This window comes from Ktedonobacter racemifer DSM 44963, from assembly GCF_000178855.1.
GTDB lineage: Bacteria > Chloroflexota > Ktedonobacteria > Ktedonobacterales > Ktedonobacteraceae > Ktedonobacter > Ktedonobacter racemifer.
The window spans coordinates 2,846,934-2,867,602 of the sequence record NZ_ADVG01000001.1; the positions used below are offsets into that span (position 1 = coordinate 2,846,934).

13 protein-coding genes and 2 pseudogenes are annotated in these 20,669 nt (G+C 51.9%); 7 read left to right on the top strand and 8 right to left on the bottom strand.

Annotated features, from left to right (window positions below; genetic code table 11):
• Positions 1-14 precede the first annotated feature (14 nt).
• A pseudogene (locus KRAC_RS12150) lies at positions 15-1,323 on the top strand (RNA-guided endonuclease InsQ/TnpB family protein).
• A gap of 179 nt (positions 1,324-1,502) precedes the next feature.
• Positions 1,503-1,712: a helix-turn-helix domain-containing protein gene (locus KRAC_RS12155; protein ID WP_007907300.1), complete on the top strand. Its 210-nt coding sequence runs from the start codon at positions 1,503-1,505 to the stop codon at positions 1,710-1,712.
• Between the two features lie 416 nt (positions 1,713-2,128).
• Here the strand turns inward: KRAC_RS12155 and KRAC_RS12165 are convergent, their stop codons facing one another.
• From KRAC_RS12165 to KRAC_RS12185, 5 genes are all read right to left on the bottom strand, one after another.
• A complete protein-coding gene (locus KRAC_RS12165) occupies positions 2,129-2,737 on the bottom strand; it encodes a DUF4388 domain-containing protein (RefSeq protein ID WP_007907302.1) in 609 nt (202 codons plus the stop codon).
• A gap of 38 nt (positions 2,738-2,775) precedes the next feature.
• Positions 2,776-4,773 carry a methyl-accepting chemotaxis protein gene (locus KRAC_RS12170; RefSeq protein ID WP_007907303.1) on the bottom strand — a complete coding sequence of 666 codons (1,998 nt, stop codon included), beginning with the start codon at positions 4,771-4,773 and terminating at the stop codon, positions 2,776-2,778.
• A gap of 57 nt (positions 4,774-4,830) precedes the next feature.
• The gene (locus KRAC_RS12175; RefSeq protein WP_007907306.1) at positions 4,831-6,075 is read right to left on the bottom strand and encodes an amino acid ABC transporter substrate-binding protein; all 1,245 of its coding nucleotides are present in this window, start codon (positions 6,073-6,075) and stop codon (positions 4,831-4,833) included.
• Positions 6,076-6,307: 232 nt separating this feature from the next.
• A complete protein-coding gene (locus KRAC_RS12180) occupies positions 6,308-7,375 on the bottom strand; it encodes an ABC transporter substrate-binding protein (protein WP_007907310.1) in 1,068 nt (355 codons plus the stop codon).
• A 419-nt stretch (positions 7,376-7,794) separates the two neighbouring features.
• Positions 7,795-9,513, bottom strand: coding sequence for a M48 family metalloprotease (locus KRAC_RS12185; RefSeq protein WP_007907312.1), 1,719 nt, complete (start codon positions 9,511-9,513; stop codon positions 7,795-7,797).
• Between the two features lie 396 nt (positions 9,514-9,909).
• On the opposite strand from KRAC_RS12185, the gene KRAC_RS12190 reads away from it, so the two are divergent.
• Positions 9,910-11,289, top strand: a complete 1,380-nt coding sequence (locus tag KRAC_RS12190; protein ID WP_007907314.1) for a hypothetical protein — start codon at positions 9,910-9,912, stop codon at positions 11,287-11,289.
• A 392-nt stretch (positions 11,290-11,681) separates the two neighbouring features.
• The gene (gene ilvD, locus KRAC_RS12195) at positions 11,682-13,388 is read left to right on the top strand and encodes a dihydroxy-acid dehydratase (protein WP_007907320.1); all 1,707 of its coding nucleotides are present in this window, start codon (positions 11,682-11,684) and stop codon (positions 13,386-13,388) included.
• Positions 13,389-13,474: 86 nt separating this feature from the next.
• On the opposite strand, the gene KRAC_RS12200 is transcribed toward ilvD, so the two are convergent.
• Both KRAC_RS12200 and KRAC_RS12205 read right to left on the bottom strand, forming a co-directional pair.
• Positions 13,475-14,023, bottom strand: coding sequence for an SRPBCC family protein (locus KRAC_RS12200; protein WP_007907321.1), 549 nt, complete (start codon positions 14,021-14,023; stop codon positions 13,475-13,477).
• Between the two features lie 219 nt (positions 14,024-14,242).
• Entirely contained in the window at positions 14,243-14,449 is a 207-nt protein-coding gene (locus KRAC_RS12205) for a hypothetical protein (RefSeq protein WP_007907322.1), read from the bottom strand.
• Positions 14,450-14,569: 120 nt separating this feature from the next.
• Between KRAC_RS12205 and KRAC_RS79460 the strand changes: the two are divergent.
• Together KRAC_RS79460 and KRAC_RS61365 are read left to right on the top strand one after the other, a co-directional pair.
• Positions 14,570-16,214, top strand: a pseudogene (locus tag KRAC_RS79460) (IS1182 family transposase).
• 393 nt (positions 16,215-16,607) lie between these two features.
• The gene (locus KRAC_RS61365) at positions 16,608-18,239 is read left to right on the top strand and encodes a serine/threonine protein kinase (protein WP_007907323.1); all 1,632 of its coding nucleotides are present in this window, start codon (positions 16,608-16,610) and stop codon (positions 18,237-18,239) included.
• Between the two features lie 36 nt (positions 18,240-18,275).
• On the opposite strand, the gene KRAC_RS12220 is transcribed toward KRAC_RS61365, so the two are convergent.
• Entirely contained in the window at positions 18,276-19,193 is a 918-nt protein-coding gene (locus KRAC_RS12220; RefSeq protein ID WP_007907324.1) for an MBL fold metallo-hydrolase, read from the bottom strand.
• Between the two features lie 240 nt (positions 19,194-19,433).
• Between KRAC_RS12220 and KRAC_RS12225 the strand changes: the two genes are divergently transcribed.
• Positions 19,434-20,669, top strand: a complete 1,236-nt coding sequence (locus tag KRAC_RS12225; RefSeq protein WP_007907325.1) for a 6-phosphofructokinase — start codon at positions 19,434-19,436, stop codon at positions 20,667-20,669.

The window sequence follows — 20,669 nt, forward strand, 5'->3', positions numbered from 1 at the left end:
GTATAATTTAGCGTATGCAAACGGTAGTAACAGCGAAACTCAAATTAAATACAACGCCCGAGCAATTCAAGGCATTACGTACAACGCAACTGGCGTATCGGGATTCTCTCAACTATGTGAGCCAGTACGCCTTTGCGCATGGCAAGATGAGCAATGCTGTTCGTTTGCAAGATGCCACCTACGAAGAGATCCGCCTCCGTTTTCATCTGCCTTCGCAAATGGCCTGTTCTGTTCCTCGCCAAGTTGGTGCCTCGTATAAAACCCTCTGGACAAAGGTCAAGAACAATGCTGTTCATCGTAAGGAAGGGAAGACCAAGAAACGCTACAAAGGGCTTGATAAGGCTCCCTAGTTCATCTCCCCCACGTTGACCTATCAGTACAAGAAAGACTACACCTTCAAGAAAGAGCAGCAGGTGAGCATCCTGACCCTTGAGGGACGTGTTATCGTGCCCTATACTGGCTACAATAAGCATGTGGCATTGATCCAGCGTGGAGCGGAGATTGGTGCATCGAAACTCTGGTATGACAAGCCCAAGAAACAATTTTACCTCCTTGTCTCTCTTGCAATTGAGACGGCTGATCCTACACCTGAAACGCACAAGCAAGTCGTTGGCGTGGATGTGGGGATGCGATACCTTGCCGTCACGGCGACGATGCAAGGGGATTGCACCTTCCATTCAGGCAAACAGATTGTCCCCAAGGCAAACCACTACGCACGACTGAGAAAACATCTGCAAAAGAAAGGCACTCGTTCAGCGACAAGAAGGCTCGTTGCCATCAGTGGACGAGAGAGACGGTTGAAGCAGAATACCAATCATGTCGTGAGTAAGCGGATTGTCCTACAGCACCCTCAAAGCTTGATTGGACTGGAGCATCTGACAGACATTCGAGAGCGTACCAAACGACGCAAAGGCAAAAATGCAAAACAGCGAAAAGCCAATCGTACCTTCTCCAAATGGTCCTTCGCTGAGTTGCATAGCATGATTGCCTATAAAGCGCTCTTGCATCGAAGTATGGCAATCAAGGTCGATGCCAACTCTACCTCGCAAGCGTGCCCCAAATGTGGGCACACCTGCAAAGAGAATAGGCCCAACAAAGGATTGCTCTTCGTCTGTCAGAATTGTCAGTACACGCTCCATGCCGATCTGGTTGGTGCAAGAAACATTGCGATGCGAACGCTTCTTATCCGGCAAGACTGGAGAGGAACGGGCCTCTTGTCAGTACGCGCCTTCTGTGTCGGACGATGAAGCCAAAGCCGCACGCCTGAAAAGGTATGCTGAATTGCGGTGGAGTTCAGACACAACTCCAAGCCCTCGGCTTTAGCCGTAGGGTACTGACACAATATATCCTGAGCCATAGTATACCATAAAACGATTTACTTTACCATATAACCATCGACAATAGCAGGAAGCCACAAAGAGGAAGGCATAACCATTGACATTACTGGTTTATCAGTGGCATACTAGGGAAAGATCTAATAAACTCTCGGAGAGCTTAACTGTATGAAACTTGAAGATTATCGCGTTAAGCTCGGATGGTCAAAAGCAAGGCTTGCCAGGGAAGCGAAAATCAACGTAGGAACCGTTGGGGACGCGGAGAAGGGCAAGAGTATTTACAAGGCGACCGCTGGAAAGATTGCTAATGCCCTTTCCCAGGGATTGGGATATGAGATTACCTATAAGGATATTGAGGGGCTGAACCTTGCGGACTGACATTCGAGTTTTTTAAGGAGGTGATGCAAAGAAACGCCAAGGTCAAAAACCAAGGCGTTCCCCGCAGACTTTTATTAATTGGCTTTGTGCTGTGTGTACCCCGCGAAAAGTTCCACAGCGCAAAAAGAAACAACCGATCCTTTTTACTGTGTTCGCAACGGCAGCAAAAGACGCTGCGAGAGGTAGCTTTTGCTGTCAGGACGGGCTAAAAGTCTAGTGGTAGTTTACCACGTGCAGCTTTGCCTGTCGATCTATGGAGGCAAGAACTATGGGCTCAAGTCGTAGCATCGGAATGACACCGCGCTAAGACAGGCTAACCTTCAGAGTAAAGGTGGGTAGAAAACGGCAAAGCCATTTTACACACACCTTGATGCTGAAGGCTAGCTGCACATATCAAAGCAGGCACAGGCCCCTCATCATCTTACTACACGAATGATCGTCAGTTCTTCCAGTGTCTGTAAAATCTGGCTCATTTCTTCAGGTGTACAGTTTATAGACCTGATTAACTCTCCGACTGCTTGGCGACCATCGATTGCTAAGATGACCTGGCGATATAAGCGTGGGAGTCCCGCCTTCTCGATAATTCCAATCGCCTTCATAACTGACATCGTCGCTCTGGGAACTGCTGTCAGCGGAACCGCGCTATTCGCAGATGCAGCATTAGGCTGATCTGTTTGCGGAGGCGATAATTGCCTCATCTGAGGCACTATAGGCGAGGTCTCGCGCTGGCTCTGAATAGGGCCGGTCTGTCGTTGCAGTGGTCCCGTAGTCAGATGGGGAATAAAAACAAATACGCACTTCCCCCAGTTTATCAGTATATTGAGCGCATCCGGCCCCATATATGATCCAATCTGGGCGAAAACAATTTGCCCATTGGTAAACCCAATGCTCCCTATCTCGGCATTTATTCCTTCTCCACGCCCCACGCGCAATTCTCCGGACCTGCCCTCTACCTGAACAATCTGTATAATCCTTGCAAGATTATCAGTTATTCTTCCTTGTTGCTGCGTCACATCTTTCTCCACATATGCCCTCTTTACTCAAATGCTGAAAGAGACGCTCACTAAAAGCTACGTTGGGAAAATGCCTGCTGTTCCACAACGTGTTCATGGTTGGTTTGCGCAAAGATGTCCTGGTCGTCACGCAGCTTAAAGACCTCAGCGGAGACCAGGAGCTGCTCGGCCAGTTGGGCAACGCGTTCCATGCGTTTAGCCTCCTCACGGATACTCTGGCTGCTCTGTAGGGTCGACGAGGAAACGCCCCGCATGACCTGTGCGACGCTACTGGAGGCCTGCAACTGCTGTTGAGCTGTCTGATTAATCATCTCGATTTCACGAGACTGGTATTCAATAGCGGAGAAGATCGCTTCAAAGGCCGCACCGGCCTCTCTCGATAACTGAGCCCCAGTTGCAGCCTCTGTTTGTGTATCCTGCATAGAGAGGGTTACAGAATCAATATCTTCGAGAACCTGCTTCACGATACGCTCAATTTTGGTAGTCTGGGTCTTTGCGATCTCAGCCGAACGACGAATATCATCTGCCACGGCACGGAAGGCTTTGCCGTTTTCTCCGGCCAGTGCTGCCTGGATAGAGGCATCCAATGCCAGGCGATTTGTTTGGTGAGCAATACCAGAAATTATTTTTACGATGTCGCTGATCTCTTGCGAATGTTCCGCTAATTGCTGAACCTTCGCGGCGCTCAACTGCACATCCTTGTTGATATGCCCCATCCCTTCCACAGTGCGTAACACCGCATTACGACCAGACTGTGTCGTCTGATATACCCTACCTCCTACTTGCGAGAGCACCTGGACACGCTGAGCCACCACCCGGCTTGCGCCTGCCACCTCGCTAATACTTGTGGTCGCTGACGTGATTTTCTCAATTTGTTCGTCGGCATTATCTACCAGTTGCGCCATATCATCATATGCTTGCAGGGTTGCACGCTCAACCTCATTCGCCAGGGTCTTGAAGTTAATGACGAGAACACCCAGTTCGCTGACCATATAGTTGAAGAAGGAGGCCAATACACCCAGGCTGTCTGATGATACCGTGGCCTGGACTCGCAGATCTCCTTGGCCCGCACCGCTGACCTCTCCGATCAGGCGTTCAACCTGCATCTGGAGAGTTGTATGGCGCATCTCTGCCTCTTTGATAAGCTGAACAATATTGTTCAACATATTATTCATCGAGGAGGCAACCATCTGGATCTCATCTCGCCCTTCCACATGCACACGCTGACTTGTATCACCCTGCGCGACCCTGGTGGTTAGAGTAGCAAGCTGGCGCAGAGGGCTTGAAATGGTCGCGTTGACAAGGGCGGCTGTAAAGGCAATAACGGCAATAATGAGCAGAATAGCCAGGGCTGTGGCGATCTGGATGGGCATAATTTCCGAGCTATTCAGAGCGGTCACCGCCTGCCCCACGGTGGTAGCCGTATCGACCACCGTCTGCCAGCTTTGCTGCAAGGTCTGAAACTTAAGATTGGCCTGGTAGAGCGTCGCGTAAGCTGGTTGATACTCTAGATTTGGGTTGTGGAGTTGCGCTAAGACCTGATCCTGTAGCTGCTTGTAAGCATTCCATTGTGTGTTAGAGACATTCTCAAGTGCCGTCTGCTGGTTGGCAATCAGATAATTGTTCGCGCCGTCGCCCGTAAGGATATTGCGAACGACGCCCATATCGGGGGAGGTCGCGATTTTGTAGGTCACATTATAGTTTTGTAGCGTCTGATTGAAGTCCGTCTCACGAGCTACAATATCATTTTCAATCAGAGCGCCCGACGCTGCCAATGAGGGATCGCCTTGTAGAATAGCAGTGTTGCTGGCAAAAATCTGCGCGAAACGTGCTTGTAACAAGGCGTTCATGCGCTGTAGATTAATTTGTTCAGTTGTCGCAATCTGCTGTGAATCGAAACTCGCCTTTACCGCCTGAGCATGTGTCTGCTCCGCCTGCAAGTAAAAAGAGCCCAGCAGAACCATGGAAAGTGTCGCAATGACGACCAGGGTTGTAAACAGAATAAAGAGTCGCGGGAAGATGCGTATATTACGTATGAATGTAAACATTCCAGTGTCAATCCTCTCTGGCTACATCCAATGATGAATCTCTCGCACGGACATTTCTTAGGACCAGCTGCTCTTAGGATATTCTGGATTCGCTTGCGCATTGGTGAAAGGATATACAGGGACAAGTTGTCCTTGCAGCCACTGGAACAAGTTGGGAATACCAATGGTGTTCGCTCCATTCGCGTCAAATCGTAGCGTCCCCTGTAAACTGTTGAATGTGTTTGAGTGCAACGCCTTGATAAGTGTGGCATTATCAAGGCTATGCGTTTGCGTGACTGCTTGCTCCAACAACTGTCCCGCGGCATAGGCTTCCGAAGTTGTTGAGCTAATATCTTGCGAGGAGCCACCATACTTGGCGATATACGCCTGGACAAACTGGGCATTCTGATAAGTTGCGGCGTGAGGATACCACCCACTATTTGGCGTAAACATACCCTCAGCCGTGCTAGAGCCAACGGCATTGATGTACTGGGCTCCTTCATCCGGCCCAGAGGTCGCGACAATGGCTTTGGGATTATAGTGCTCTGCTTTAAATGCCTTAATAAACGTGAGGCAATCTGCAAGGCCGCTGGTACCCAGGACAACTACATCAGCCTTCGATTGCGCGATCTGCTTTGCCATAAGCGCAATATTGGCATTTGTTTCGTAGGGAACCTTTGAATAGACTGTCCGTAAGGTAGGCTCTAAAATAGCCGTCGAGGCGCTCACCTGCGGCGTCGTAAATGGACTGCTTACCGAGACATACGCAGCAGTCTGAGGACGCATATTCTGGGGCAAGGATAAGATAAAGTAGGAAAAAGCCTGTAGATTCTGCTGTGAGGGCAGAGTAACAACGAAGATATTATCAAAATGCTTCTTGTAAACGCTTGGAGCATTGCCTGTAGGCGCGAAGAGGGCGGTATCATTGTGCTGGTGTGCAACGACAGCAGCTGGCACCGCCAGCAAGCTGGAGTATGGCCCAAAGAGCAGGTCTACGTGATCTTTCTCGATCAGCGTTTGATAGTTGGCAGTGACACGTGCAGGGGTGCTTCCGTCGTCCAGGCCGACAAGCTTTACCGGGCGACCAAGCAAACCACCTCTCTGGTTGACAGCCTCTGCCCAGAGGGCAAATCCCTGCTGAAGCGCCTTTCCATCAGCAGAGAACTGGCCTGTCAGTGAGGTAGAGTACCCAATTTTTATCGAAGTTTGATCCGTAAAAGAAGTGGTGGATTGTGAGCAGGCACTCAAACTAGCGAGGAGCATAAAAGCCACAAGCATGCTAGATAGCGCCTTTTCAATATGCTTACAAGGACGTGTTAACACACTATTCCTCCTAAAAATGAGTGCAGACAGATAAAAATTAGTCCAAATTGCTATTAATGCAGCAAAAGCATAAGGCAATATATCCCTGATAGATAAAAGAAAAAAGAAGAGACCCTGTCCTTCTGCAAAATAGCGAGGTAAGGGATGGTACTTCTAAATGCTCACTATAATTTCAAGAAAGCATGCCATGCGTTTGAGAACACACAGCATGCTTTCTTAAAGAGCATTCAGTCTAGTGTGATTGCTGCATTGCCTGTACGAAGGCGTGAATCCAATACTGATCGTTGTTGACGGAAGATCCGGATGGTACCGCCAACTGAGCGCTGCTCACTGTCGTATTGAAGCCGCCAAACTGCTGGCGCAGACCAATGGTATTCATCAATCCAGGGATGTTTACCTGCTCGGCAGGATTCTCACCAGTGACGACGTTGAGGATAGCATCATTGTAGACATCCGTTGCCACCTGCGTTGAGACGTTATCGGCGCTGGCGATGTCGGCAATGACAGTGTCCTTATTCGCGGGAGTTGCCGCGAACTTTCGACCAAGGATCAACCCGCTGAGGAAGTTCGTGACCACACTGGAGTTCGCCTGCCCATAGCTCTGGGTAACCGCGATAGTGGGACCCTGATAGGGCGAGGTATACGCAGAGAAAGGCGCTAGATCGGTGAGATTAGCATCATAATGGGCTTCCTCTGTAAAGGGAGCCATCAAGATGGTGGCGTAGACAGGGGCGCCATTATATGTGCCCGCTTTAAGCGCCTGGTAGCGCAAAGACGTGCCACCGATAACCTGCAACGAGTAGTCGCCATTCTGCAAGCTCAAGCCATTAGCGGAGAGAATCTTCTCCAGGGCAAACACATATCCGCTTGTGGACGCATCAACCGCAACAGTCTTTCCCTTCAGGTCTGCGATACTGTGAATACCATTCGCAGTATTCGCGATCAGGTCCAGGGCGACACCCTGGTCGCTGCCCGCGATAATCTGAGCAGGGACCTGGTTGTTCACATACTGATTGACCACGTTATCAGCGGTTGTCGAAATAATGTTGTACTGACCAGAGAGAAAACTATTCCACTGCTGAGTAGAGCTCGTAACCTGATTATAGGTAACACACAGACCTTCCTGCGTAAAAAATCCATGTGCCTGAGCCTCAATATACGCGACACTGCGATTGAATGATCCATATTGGATACAAGTACTTGCATCTGCATGAGCCACAGGAGAGCTATTAAATGTAAGCAAGCCCCCTGCAACGACAGCACAGATAAGTGCTGCCAAAATAGTACGGAAAGATTTCATTAAGGTATTCTGGCCTTTCTTTGTCTCCCAAAAAAAAATACATATAAGAAAAACAGAATCATTTGTACAAATCCTGCCTTGCCGCTATCTACTTAAAAATTATTACAGCAAGTATATTGGCAAATGTACAAATTAATATTAATTCATTAATCAGCTTTTAATCAACAGAATAGCTGTAAAGGCTTATTGATTAGGACGATTAGGCTATCTCTTTTATGTATCTCATAAGCTCACAATTCCAATATATTCCAATATACTCCTATATACTTTTTCATAAACTTTTTCATGGCAAAATGCCTCTTCTTGCTTCAATCTAACTAATTGCTCATACTCGTTGTTTTTCGGATTCAAGGTTAGGAAGGTAGTACGGCCCGGCAGTTGCCGGGCCGTACCACCTTCCTAACCTTGGGCGAGCGCCATCATGCCTCGGCAGGAGCAAGAGGCGCAGGACTTTTCGCCTGGCGTTGGGCAAAAGCATCCGCGTGGGCCAGGCGCTGCTGCGTGGTAGGATGCGTTGAGGTTAACCGTTGGAGTCGGGAGTTACTGATTGGCCAGACACGATAGTGGGCCAGGCGCTGCTTCGAACGTTTAAAGGCCTCTACATTCTGCGTTGTCTGCAAAGCATATTCGTCTGCCCGATATTCCTGGCGTCGCCGTAGCCAGCGATGTAGCACAAAAAAGCCAACACCAATGCCATAACAGAGCCCCGCTTTCGCCATACTTTGCCCATCAAATTGCAAGAAGAAAAGGTACAAGCGCGTGGTTGTGGGAAACGTGACGAACAGTATCTGCTGGCAGGCAAGCAAGGTCAGGCCGCTAAAAAGCGTTCTCCAACCCACACGCCGCAGAATGTCCTGGTGAATCAGGTGTCCCAGTTCATGCGCCAGGATCACCTCCTGCTCATCGAGAGGAAATTTTTGATAGAATGTGTCGGTAAAGACGATACGCTTTTGCAGTCCCCATTGGATCAGGTGCGCATTGGCGGCCAGGGTTGTGCTCCCTGATTTGGCATCTTTCGCCTCTTTCACATAAAAGCCTGCGACGCGCGTTCCCGTGCGCTTGAGCAATGCCGATAGCCGCTCATTCAAAGGCCCCTCTGGGACCGGAACCAATCTGGTAAAGAGGGTAATAGGAAATCGCGACAGAACATAGACCCGCACCAGGTAAAAAAGCGCGAAATAGAGCGTACTCATCAGCCACCAGGTGGACGGAAACAGGATAAAGAGCGCGTAGATCACCTCAAATGAAAGCAGAAACTGCGCCAACTTGAAAATATGATTTAGGCTATACGCCATCAACCAGCGCAGCGTGGAGGAGAAAAGCGAGCGCGATGTCTTTTGGCGTACAAGCCGAGGCAGCACAGTGGCATAGACCCAGTGTAATGGCAGACACAGCAGATACCAGAGACTGTAGCCAAACATGACAGTTCCTAAGGCGAGCCAGGGAAACCACTCGGGACGTGGCTGGGCAAGGAGAAATGGCTCAGAGGTAAAGAGCGCCAGCAGTGCATATCCAATGGAGTCTATGTGTGAATCGACAAAGACCAGGAGCAGCACAAAAATAAGAATGATCCAGCCCAACCAGGCAAAAGGGATGTAATACTGTCGGGCCAGGTTAAGCCTGCGCATACGACGCCTGGAAGCGTCATCAGGCTTCGCGGGCGGCACATCCTGGGCCTCCAGTCTGAGGGAGGCCAGGTCAGCAGCGGAGAGCCCTGGCTGCCTCAGAATGTCCTCAAGCGTCAACCCTGCCTCCTGGAGCATCTTCACCCCCTGGCTCTGCTCCTCATACCAGAGTGCCAGCAGGAAATGCTCTGGATTGATGACGACGCCAAGCGCCGTATCCTTCAAACGTACCGTCCGCCCTACAACGATCCGGCTACGCTCGGATAACCCAATTTTCCCCTCCGTTGGCGCCCCCTCATCCTGGGTCAAGCGGGCATGCAGATTAGCATAGAGGCTGGCGGGTTCAAGCGTCAAATGACTCAGAATCTCAGCCGCGCGCCCTTCGCGCTCACTCAGCAGACCAAGCCAGAAATGATCTGGCTCCAACTCAGTGGCCCCCAGCGCCCGCGCCTCTTTTTCAGCGCGATTGATGAGAGACTTTGCCGCATCCGCAAACTGATTAAGCGTACTCATTCTTAACCTCAAAGCCATTCCGCTTTTTACCTTAAAAGGCGCCACATAGTGGTTTATACTTTCTTCCATAAAAGATTATAAATGAAGCGGCAGCGACAAACTATGAACCAGCACACACTCATTGGTGTATCCCATAATCGCTCTTTGCGAACTCACGCTTCAACTTCTCCACATAATTTTTGCATCAAGATATTCCCATTATGATCTTTTATACGTTATACTAGAGCAAGGTACTCTTCATGCAAACAGCAAGAAGGTAAGCCCCAATTCCATGGTCAGCCCGGTTTACGCATGCTCTCCCTTCGGGAAACGTTCGTAGAGAAGAGGATAGGCGGTGTCATACAAAGCAGAAATGATGGCGACACCGCGTTGGTAGATAGAAGAGGGAATCGCATTATGACCGACTCACATGACCTCGTTCGCTTCAATCTGTTTCAGCAGCTCGTCGAGTGGCTCCACTGCAACCAGCAGGATACGCATAAGGGGCGTTTTTACCTCGAAAGACACCTCCCTCTAACCGAAGATCATAGTGACAAAGAGCTTGAACGCTTGATTAGAGCTCACGTAGAAGAGCATACCGAGCTCAAGCAACAGCTAGAATTTCACCTGCAACTGCTCCAGGAGGTACGCAGGCGCGGTGGCACACGCCAGGCGGTACGCGACGCCTATGTGAATCACTATGGTGGCCTGGTGCTTGATATCCCGGATTGGCTGCATGTCTACCTTGAGCAGCGCAGCTACCTGGTTCTCCTCAACCGGCCTGAACGCACACGCAGGCGGCAGGCAGAGATCCTACAGGAGGCTTTAAAGCGTACGGAGGCCGACACCAAGGCACGCGCCGAGATCTGCGCAGCCCTGCGCAACGAAATCGGTATACTCCTCATCTCGGGCGCGCAATATGCCACGCAGGAGCTCCAGGTTAAGGCCCTTGAAGAAGCCATCGTCCTGCATAAACTGGCCCTCAAGACCTTTACCCCGGCGCGCTACCCTCTCCAGCATGCCCAAACTCAGTTACTCCTGGGAACCGCTTACTTGCAATATGGCTTCAGCGGCCAGGATAAAATGCTTGAGCAGGCCATTACCGCGTTCCAGGTAGCCCAGCGCACCTTCACACAGAAGGAGCACCCCGAGGAATGGCTCAAGCTCCAGACCTTGCTTGGCAAGGCCTTGCTCAAACGCCCCAAAGGCAAGCCCGCGCAGAACATTGAGCAGGCCCTTGAGTATCAACAGACAGCGCTTCTACACATTACCTCTGATACGCCCTCTGAAACGCTTGCCCTTATCCATGTGCATCGGGGTGACTGCTACTACCTGCGCCAGGCAGGCGAGCGCACGGAGAACCTCATCCAGGCTAAGAATTGTTATCGCCAGGCCCTGCACACCTTCTCTCCCAGCCAGACACCAGAAGAATGGGCCACGACCCATATCCGCCTGGCGGCCATCTTCCAGGCCCTTCCCTGGCAAGATGAGCAGCAGCACGACCGCAACCTGCATTGCGCCATTGTCTGTTATGAAGAGGCCCTTCGCACCTATCACCCCGATGTCTACCTTGTCGAATACGCCTCGACCCTCGTCAGCCTGGGCTATACGCATAAGCAGCGCCTGAGCGGTGACCGTGTGCATAACCTGCAACAAGCCTCCAGGTGCTTCCGTAGCGCGCTCCACATCTTCACCAGCAACACCTTCCCCGCCTACTATCGCCAGACCCTGCTCAGCCTGGCCGAGTCAGAACGCCTGCGCAAGGAGACCCTCCAGCAGCAACCTATAGGGGGCTAACAGCCCTTAAGATATTCTAGTGTATATGGACATGGGGCGTGGGCGAATGCCCACGCCCCATGTCCATATACACTAGAATATCTTGACATCCTTGAATACTTTGCTAAATGGAGTATAATAATCAGCAATATTCCAGAGGAGGGCGCGATCCCGCGTCCAAGCACTTTTCAGTTTGTCTATCTGTCGGATATCTTTTTGCTGACCTGGCAACCACGATGTCATAGTGATTGCCTTGTGCCAATGACGGCCTTCTGGTGTGAACAGCCTATGAGGAAAGTTGCTGATACGTCTACCTGCTTTTCTATCAGCCTGGATACAACGCGGTATTTCTTCACCCCATCCTCCTGGTCAGCAAGTCATAGCCGATCCACATGAAAGGATGCGTTGCCAGCATGTCAGAGACCGAGAAATCTACGCATACAACCTCCAGGGAACTCAATAGCCGCAGCAAGGCTATTACTGAGGGCGAGATACGTGCCCCCAACCGCTCTATGCTGCGCGCGGTCGGTTTTACCGATGAGGACTTCCAGAAGCCAATGATCGGCATCGCCAGCACCTGGGCCGAGATTACGCCCTGCAACTCACATATCAATCGCCTGGCGGAGAAGGTCAAGGAAGGCGTACGCGTTGGCGGAGGCGCCCCCCAGATCTTCGGCACCATTACCGTCAGCGATGGCATCTCTATGGGCACCGAGGGCATGAAATATTCCCTTCCCAGCCGCGAGGTGATCGCCGACTCTATCGAGCTTGTGAGCAACGCGCAGCGTTTTGACGGCGTCATCGCCCTTGGCGGCTGCGATAAGAACATGCCTGGCTGTTTGATGGCCCTGGCGCGTCTCGACATTCCCAGCATTTTTGTCTATGGTGGCACCATCCTTCCCGGCACCTGTCGCGGGCATGACGTCGATATCGTGAGCGTCTTCGAGGCGGTCGGAAAATATAGCGCCGGGCAGATCAGTCGCGAAGAATTGAAGGAGATCGAGTGCAACGCCATTCCCGGCGCTGGCTCCTGCGGCGGCATGTACACCGCCAACACCATGGCCTCCTCAATTGAGGCCCTGGGCATGTCTCTCCCCGGCAGCTCGTCCGCGCCCGCGGTCACCGCACGCAAGGCCATGGATTGCTATGAGGCGGGACAGGCTGTGGTACGCCTGATCGAGCGCCAGTTGACACCACGCCAGATCATGACGAGGGCAGCCTTTGAGAACGCGATTACCCTGGTCATGGCCCTGGGCGGCTCTACCAACGCCGTTCTCCACCTGATCGCCATCGCGCGCCAGATGGACCTTCCCCTGACCATCGACGACTTTACACGCATCGGCAAGAAGGTTCCTCACCTCGCCGACCTCAAGCCAGGCGGACGCTTCGCCATGGCGGACCTGGATAAAGTCGGCGGCGTACAGGCCGTCCTGAAATACCTCCTGAACACTGGCTTTATCAATGGCGACGTGTTGACCGTGACGGGTAAGACCCTGGCGGAGAATCTGGAGAGCGCCCCCGATCTGGCACAGGGGCAGGAGATTGTCATGCCGCTTGAGCAGCCGCTGCATCCCAGTGGTCCCCTGGTCATCCTCAAGGGCAACCTGGCTCCCGAAGGCGCTGTTTGTAAGATCGCCGGCCTGAAGGTCACAACCCACCGTGGTCCCGCCAAGGTCTTCAACTCTGAGGAAGAGACCTTTGAGGCCATCATGAACCATAAAATCACCCATGGCGACGTGGTTGTGATCCGCTACGAAGGTCCGAAGGGCGGCCCCGGCATGCGCGAGATGCTCGCAGTAACCGCAGCCCTCGTTGGCCAGGGCTATGGCGAGACGGTTGGCCTGATTACCGATGGACGCTTCTCGGGCGGCACACACGGTATGGTCGTCGGACACATCGCTCCCGAGGCCCAGGTTGGCGGTCCCATCGCTATCGTGCAGAATGGCGACATCATCACCATCGACGCGGACAACAACCTGCTCGCTCTCAACCTCAGCGATGAGGAGATCGCCGCGCGCTTTAAGAACTGGCAGGCACCCGAGTCACGCTACAAAACCGGCGTTATCGCCAAGTACGCCAAGCTCGTTACCTCCGCCTCCGAAGGCGCCATCACTCAATAAAATCATCTCATTCATCCTATCGAGCAACAGAAGGGCCGTGGGGCGAACGCGTTCGCCCCACGGCCCTTCTGTTGCTCGATAGGATCTTATTTCTCGCGTTTGCGGCTGATGATAAAGCCAATGACCACGCCTACGGCCAGCAGGGGAATATAGAGGTCCTTATACGATCTTGCCTTCACAGCGGGGAGGTTCTCGCCCGTGACACGGCTGTTCAAGCGAGCGAGGACATCACCATAGATATTGCGTAGACCAAGAGGCGCAAAGGTACGCTCAAAGAAGCCGCCAATACCGCTGCTACCGCTCCACTCGCTGGCAACCCCCACACGCGTCTGTGTGCCACCGTTCTCAGGCGAGACGGTCCAGGTGGTGACAAACGAGGAATCATAATCACGCTCGCGCAGGACCTTGCCTTTCACGACCTCTTCGACCTTCATACGGTAGTTGCGCTCGCGATTGGCCGCGTGCAGGCGATACTGCACGACCGTCCCCTCGCCCTGTCCCCCCTTCTCGATCCGGTAGTCCTGGAAGTTCTCGGGCAGAAACTGCTCGCGCCGCTTATAATCGCTGAGGATAGCATACACATCGGCGGGTTTCGCATTCACAATACGCTCATTTGTGACGACGATCTGGCTCATATTCATACCTTCCAATCTACTTTTATCCCACCTGGGAAGAGCTTTTTAGCTTTTTGCTAGAGTGCGTTGAGAGGGAAAATCCCCCTATTTCCTATCATATCACCCACATCTACTACCCAGAAATAACTTGTACACGAGGTTAGTAAATAGGATGGTGGGTCCTGGCAGCTGTATGCTGCCAGGACCCACCATCCTATTTACCAAATAACAGAGTGGATTTTACTGCTTTTCATCCCACATATGAGCATACACAACCAGCGACTCGTCGAGCGGAATTTTGACCCACTCTTCGGTATTAAGCGAGCGCTGGTTTCGCTCCAACTGGTGATCCGCACCCAGGCTGGTCATGAGTGCAGGCTCCCTCAAAGCATCCAATGCGGGAATATACATAAAGAAATCTTCTTGCGCAAATACCTGTTGACTCATGACCAGTATCCTTTCGACTCTGTTGGCGAATGGTATTGAGGCTGAGAAAGGGAGAGAGGATACACTGATAGAAAGGAAATGAGAAGCCAGCAAGAATATGTAGAAGAGAAGGAGAAAATCATGTCCCTGTCCCCCCAACAGTTGCCTGCCATCCCTGAAGAAACGGCTCGTGTGGCCCGAAGCCTGCATCCCAAAGGGAACCGCTACATGTGGTTACGTGATCAATTAGGTGCCATCTATGATGACGAGCAGTTTGCAACCCTCTATCCAACCACTGGCCAATTGGCAGAACAACCCTGAAGAATCGCAGTGATGAGCGTGATCCAATATATGGAAGCGTACACGGATCGTCAGGCCGCCGAAGCCATGAGAGAGCGCATTGATATCAAGTACGCATTGAGCTTAGAACTGACCGATCCAGGATTTGACTTTTCCGTGCTCTCGGAATTTCGTAGCCGCTTGATCAAAGGTGGTTTAGAGGAGACGTTACTGACCACGCTCTTGGAGGTATGTCGGCAACAGGGGTGGCTCAAAGAACGGGGAAAACAGCGGACCGATTCGACACATGTAGAAGCGGCTATCCGCACCTTGAATCGCATTGAATGTGCTGGGGAAACCCTACGAGCGGCACTGGGGAGTTTGGCTGTCGTCGTTGCAGAGTGGCTACGTGCTCATGTGCCACAGGACTGGTATGAGCGCTATGGATCCCGTGTGCAGGACTTCCGCCTGCCAAAAGAAGCCAAAAAACGCGAAGCCCTGGCCGAACAAATCGGTCAGGATGGGTGGAATGTGCTCACGTGGATACGACAAGCCGATGCACCACTGTGGCTGTGCGAAATCCCAGCCGTAGAAATCTTGCGCCAAGTCTGGATCCAACAATTTTGGATGGATGAGGGAAAGATCTGCTGGAGATCCAATGACAACATTCCTCCAGCTTCTCGGCTCATTTCTTCTCCCTACGATCCACAAGCCCATATGAGTATCAAGCGTGATCAGGTGTGGACCGGGTACAAAGTTCATCTGACGGAAACCTGCGATGATGAGACGCCACATCTCATTATCAATGTGGAAACCACATCAGCGCCCACACAAGATATGGAACTCACCGATGTGATTCATCAGGACGCGAGAGCATAAGCACTTGCTTCCTCAGACGCATTTGATGGACACAGGCTATGTAGATGGAGAGCAGCTGGTGAGGAGCCAGAGCCAGTATGGAATCGAGTTGATTGGTCCTGTGGTCATTCCTGGGAATTGGCAGACGAAAGATCCACAAAGCTATGATAACAGTCACTTTTCTATCGATTGGCACCAGCAGCGTGTGACTTGTCCTGAAGGAAAAACGAGTAAAAAATGGACTGTCAAGCAAGACCGCAATGGCAAGGAGGTGATCCGTGCTCAATTCGGCAAACAGGATTGCCGTGTGTGTCAAGTCCGTTCCCTCTGTACGCATGCCGCCGTGAATCCTCGACAACTCGTTTTTCGCCCACAAGAACAGCATGAGGCGATTCAAGCTGCTCGCAATCGCCAAACGACGCAAGCGTTCAAAGAACAATATGCCAAACGCTCTGGGATTGAAGGCACCATTTCGCAAGGAGTACGGGCATTCGATCTTCGTGTTTCCCGTTATCTTGGGCAAGGAAAAACCCATCTCCAACATGTTCTGACGGCTACTGCCATGAATGTCGTGCGCCTGTTTCAATGGCAAATGGGAGAGACACCTTCGTCACCGCATCTCTCCCGCTTTGCTGCTCTTGCTCTTTAGGCGTTTCGCCAACAGAGTCCCTTTCTGAATCACACCTATCATTGTGAGCTATGTATCGTCTCGTCGAGAAGCTTTCGACAGTCTTAGTATAACGAGGGAATGTAAAGAGAAGATGAATGTTGGATTAGGATATTATCAGAAAATTTATGGATGCTTAAAATGACATAAAACAATCTACATTATCTCAACATTACATAGTCCGACAGTACTTCTTTTGGATAATCTGGCGCATTCTACGTCTTATTTAGTAGGAGAGAGGTAGAATTCCACATCTACTAACCACAAAGAGAAACCGTGTATAGAGGAGAAAATGACAGATACTCTTTAAAGAATGCTAACTTATTCTCTAGCTAATTTTTAAAAGAGCTTTTGTTACGGTAAAGGCGGGGTGCAATGATTACAGAGGACGATTTATTGGGGAGAACTCTCGGCGACTATCAGTTGACCAGGCGCCTGGGGCAGGGTGGAATGAGTGTGATCTACCTGGCCAAATGGCTCTCGACACAGCCGCGCTTTGTGGCAGTGAAGATACTGCAACCACCCAGGCGCGAGAATGTTGAGGATTTTGCCACCTTCCGCGAGCGCTTTCGCCGCGAAGCTCGCATCATTGCCAGGCTCAAGCATCCACATATCGTGCCCATTTTTGATTATGGCGAAGAGGATGATCTAGCCTATATCGTGATGCAGTATGAGAAGAGCAGCCTGGAAGGGATTCTCAAAACGCGAGGTACCCTCTCGCTTGAGCGCACCAGCACCTACCTTGCACAGATCTGTGAGGCGCTCGACTATGCGCATGGCAAGGGCATTATTCATCGTGACCTCAAACCAAGCAATATTCTGCTGGATGAAAATAACCAGGCAGTATTAGCGGATTTTGGCATCTCGCGCATCCGCATCAGCAATAATCCTTATGACCAGGTCACACTGACGGGAACGGATATTGTCCTGGGAACACCTGCCTACATGGCGCCAGAGATGTTTCGAACGCGCGAATTCGGCTATAGCGTGGATATCTATGCCCTGGGCATCATTCTCTATGAGATGCTGAGTGGAGATCTCCCTTTCAAAGGGAGAGAGATTGACCTGATGGAGCAACACGAGCGGAAAGCGCTCCCCTCCTTGTATGAGCGCCATTTTAAGATTCCCCGGGCAGTGGACCAGGTCCTGAGCAAGGCAGCGGCTAAGCGCCCGGGAGATCGGTATCTGCGAGCCAGCGAGTTAGCGCGTGACTTTCACCGGGCCATCCAGCCCCTGTCGCGTCCAGCGGCTACCTACGAGCCACCACAGTCTTACCCGGCGCAGCGCTCCTCCAATAAGCACCAGGCCGTGAGGCCTCCACATCACCTGCATGGCGAGGTAGGGAGCATGCAAGATCTCCCACTGCGTCCAGCAGCGCCGCACCGCCATGAGCCTGTCAGCAATAGAGGCAACAGCCGGCCGCCAGTCTCCGTTCCTCCACGAGCATACAACTCTAAGCCACCTGGAGGCCTACAGAGAGAACCAGGCAGGAGCAGGCCACCAGTGCAACGCACACCGCCCAAACGTAAAAGCGTGGATGTATTCTGGCTTAGTGTGGCCTTAATCTTAGTCATCGGTATTGGCGCCTATGCGTTTAGCGGGCATCAGCAAGGCGACCCCGTCCAATCCACAACGCCAGCACCCACGAGATCGGCAAATGTCGCAACCGTCCAGGGGCCAACTGTAGACGATGCCAAGAACGCCTTCAGTCAATACAACGACTACATCAATCAGCGGCAGTTTGACCAGGCCTATCAGATGCTAGGGCCTCAAAAGAAGCAGAAGATATCCCTTCAACAATTCACAGATGGCTTCACAAATACAAAGAAGCAATCCATCGCCTTTAAGCAAGTTTTGTCTGGCGCGAACCAGAACCAGTTTCGCGTCGAGGTTATCATCACAGCAACCGAAGTAAGCAGTACACATACCTATGATTGGCAGGGCACCATGACCCGTCTCCCAAATGGCATCTGGCAGATCGACAACTACAGCCAGCAGCGAATCTAACACGCACTCAAGACCGACGCTGCTGAAGCACGCTTCTCACTGGCTCACCCATTGCAAGATATGGCGGCAATTCTGGTTATGGACCCAGCGATAAAACTTGTCATCCTCGCATGGCCCCTCCAGGGTCGCAATCGCCTCCTCAAAGGAGAAACCTAGCAGATTGGGTGCGGATTTTAACTCATTCTCTTTGAACTGAGGCAGTGGCATCTGCGAGAGCAGCAGACGAGCTCGCCGCTCAATTTCGCGGAAGTAGGCCAGGTTCCCGGTCAGCGTCGCAACGCTGTTGCGTTTGCCATGCCCACAGAGGACACGCTCAGGTTGCAATGCACACAGTCGCTCAAGCGAGCTTAGCATAAGGGGCGCGGCCTGTTCGCTCTCCAGAGATGGCAGAGGAAACTCCGCCACGTCAAAGGCTAACAAGAGACGTAGCTCGGGTATCCAGAGCGAGACCTGGTCCCGCTGATGTCCCGGCGTATGCAAGAGTTGCAGGGTCAGATCGCCGCCCTCAATAGTCAACTGATCATTGAAGGTCAGAGTGGGCGGGCGCAGTACGACATGCTGGAAACAATCAAAGCGTTTTTGATACTCATCCAGACCCTCCTGTGCCTCTTTGGCCAACATACGCTCACGGCAGGAGGCATGAGCGATGATCGGCGCGGCATGGCGGCCCTGAAAATAATTATTGCCCCAGGTGTGATCCCAATCGGCGTGGCTATTAACGACCAGGAGTTGCCGCCCCGCAAGCTCATCTTGCACCTCGCGCAGCACAGCCTCCATATCCTCGGGACAGAGCAGGGTATCGCACACCACCACATAGTCGCGCGTGATGATAGCGTATGCATCCACCTCCATCAAGCCCTTCTCCTCGCTCTCAGCGAAGGCGGAACGAAAGACACGCACGCGCTCATCTCCACTCAACCCCTTGACGCTCTCAAACCTTTTTATATATGCCAAAGAAGCACCTCCGCCAGCAAATAAGCAATCAATCAGTAAAAACAGTATATAAAACCGTCTCTCATTGCGCAAGTCCAGGCATTTTCAATCCATACCTCCCCCTTTTGGCACACTTTTGTATAAAACAACAAATTTATCGGCTAGAAGGATGGTATAATTTTTACAATTCTTCCTTCTTTCAACGGGGAACTGATCGAAGAGCAAATGAAAATCCACTGTACAAAAGGGAGAGGACCGTCTATGCCAGGACACGTGAAAAATCCTGTTCGTTCATTGGGGGTGTTGACCGGTGGCGGGGATGTGCCCGGGCTTAATGTCGCAATCAAGGCGCTGGTGTATCGTGCTGAACCTCTGGGGATACGTGTTGTCGGGATTCGTGCGGGCTGGGAGGGAATCACCTTCCTGAACCGTTCTCTCGATAAGAGCGAAATTATTTTTCGTGAAGATGATCGCGCAACCTGGAAGAATGGCTATATCATGCCGTTGAACAGGTTAAACACGCGCGATATTGATCGCCTTGGGGGAACCATCCTCCATTCAACGCGTTACAGTCCGCTGGGGACGCGGGTCGCCAACCTGCCAGAACACTTGAAGTCATACGGCGAGGGGAAGCAGCCTCATGAGCGTGTGGATCTAACGCAAGAAGTCATCGCAAACATGGATTACCTGGGTTTAGATGGCCTGATCGTACTGGGCGGTGATGGAACGTTGAACTATGGCGCAAGGCTCGCTGCCACCGGAATTCCGGTATGGGCGATTCCTAAGACCATGGATAACGACGTACCCGGAACAGAGTACAGCATCGGCTTTCAAACGGCGATCAGCCGGGCGGCTGAGTTTATCAACCGTGTGCGTTCGACTGTTAGCTCACATAGACAGACGGCGATCTTTCGCCTGTTTGGACGTGATGCTGGCTTTACCGCGCTTGAGACGGCGGTCGTCACCTGGGCTGACCGGCTGGTTATACCAGAAGTGCCTATCGATATTGAGCGGCTCAGCAAGCTCGTGATACGGGATAGAGAGCACAATCCGAAGAACTACTCGCTTGTTCTGGCATCCGAGGGGGTTGTGCTAGACAAGGCCAGTGAGAGCAATGAACTTAATGATCCCTTTGTGCATAAGAAGAAGGTCAATGTCGCCGAGATTCTGGCCGAGCAGTTGAGCGAGCGCATACCCGAGGTGCGCTTCCTACCAATTGATCTCACCTATGTGCTGCGTAGCGGGGAGCCGGAAGTGTACGACAAGCATGCATCCATCTATTTTGCCAACGTCATCATGAACAGCGTGGCCGAAGGGATGAGCGGGGTCATGGCCGCGTTCCACAACGGCGAATTTATCTGTACGGATATCCCATCCAAAGCCATTCCGGCGCGAAGAGTCAACCCAGTAGACTATCACGAGGGACGCTATCGCCCGAGGTTTGAGTGCATCAAGGGGCGCTATCGCTCACAGGAGGATCTCACGCAAATATCATAA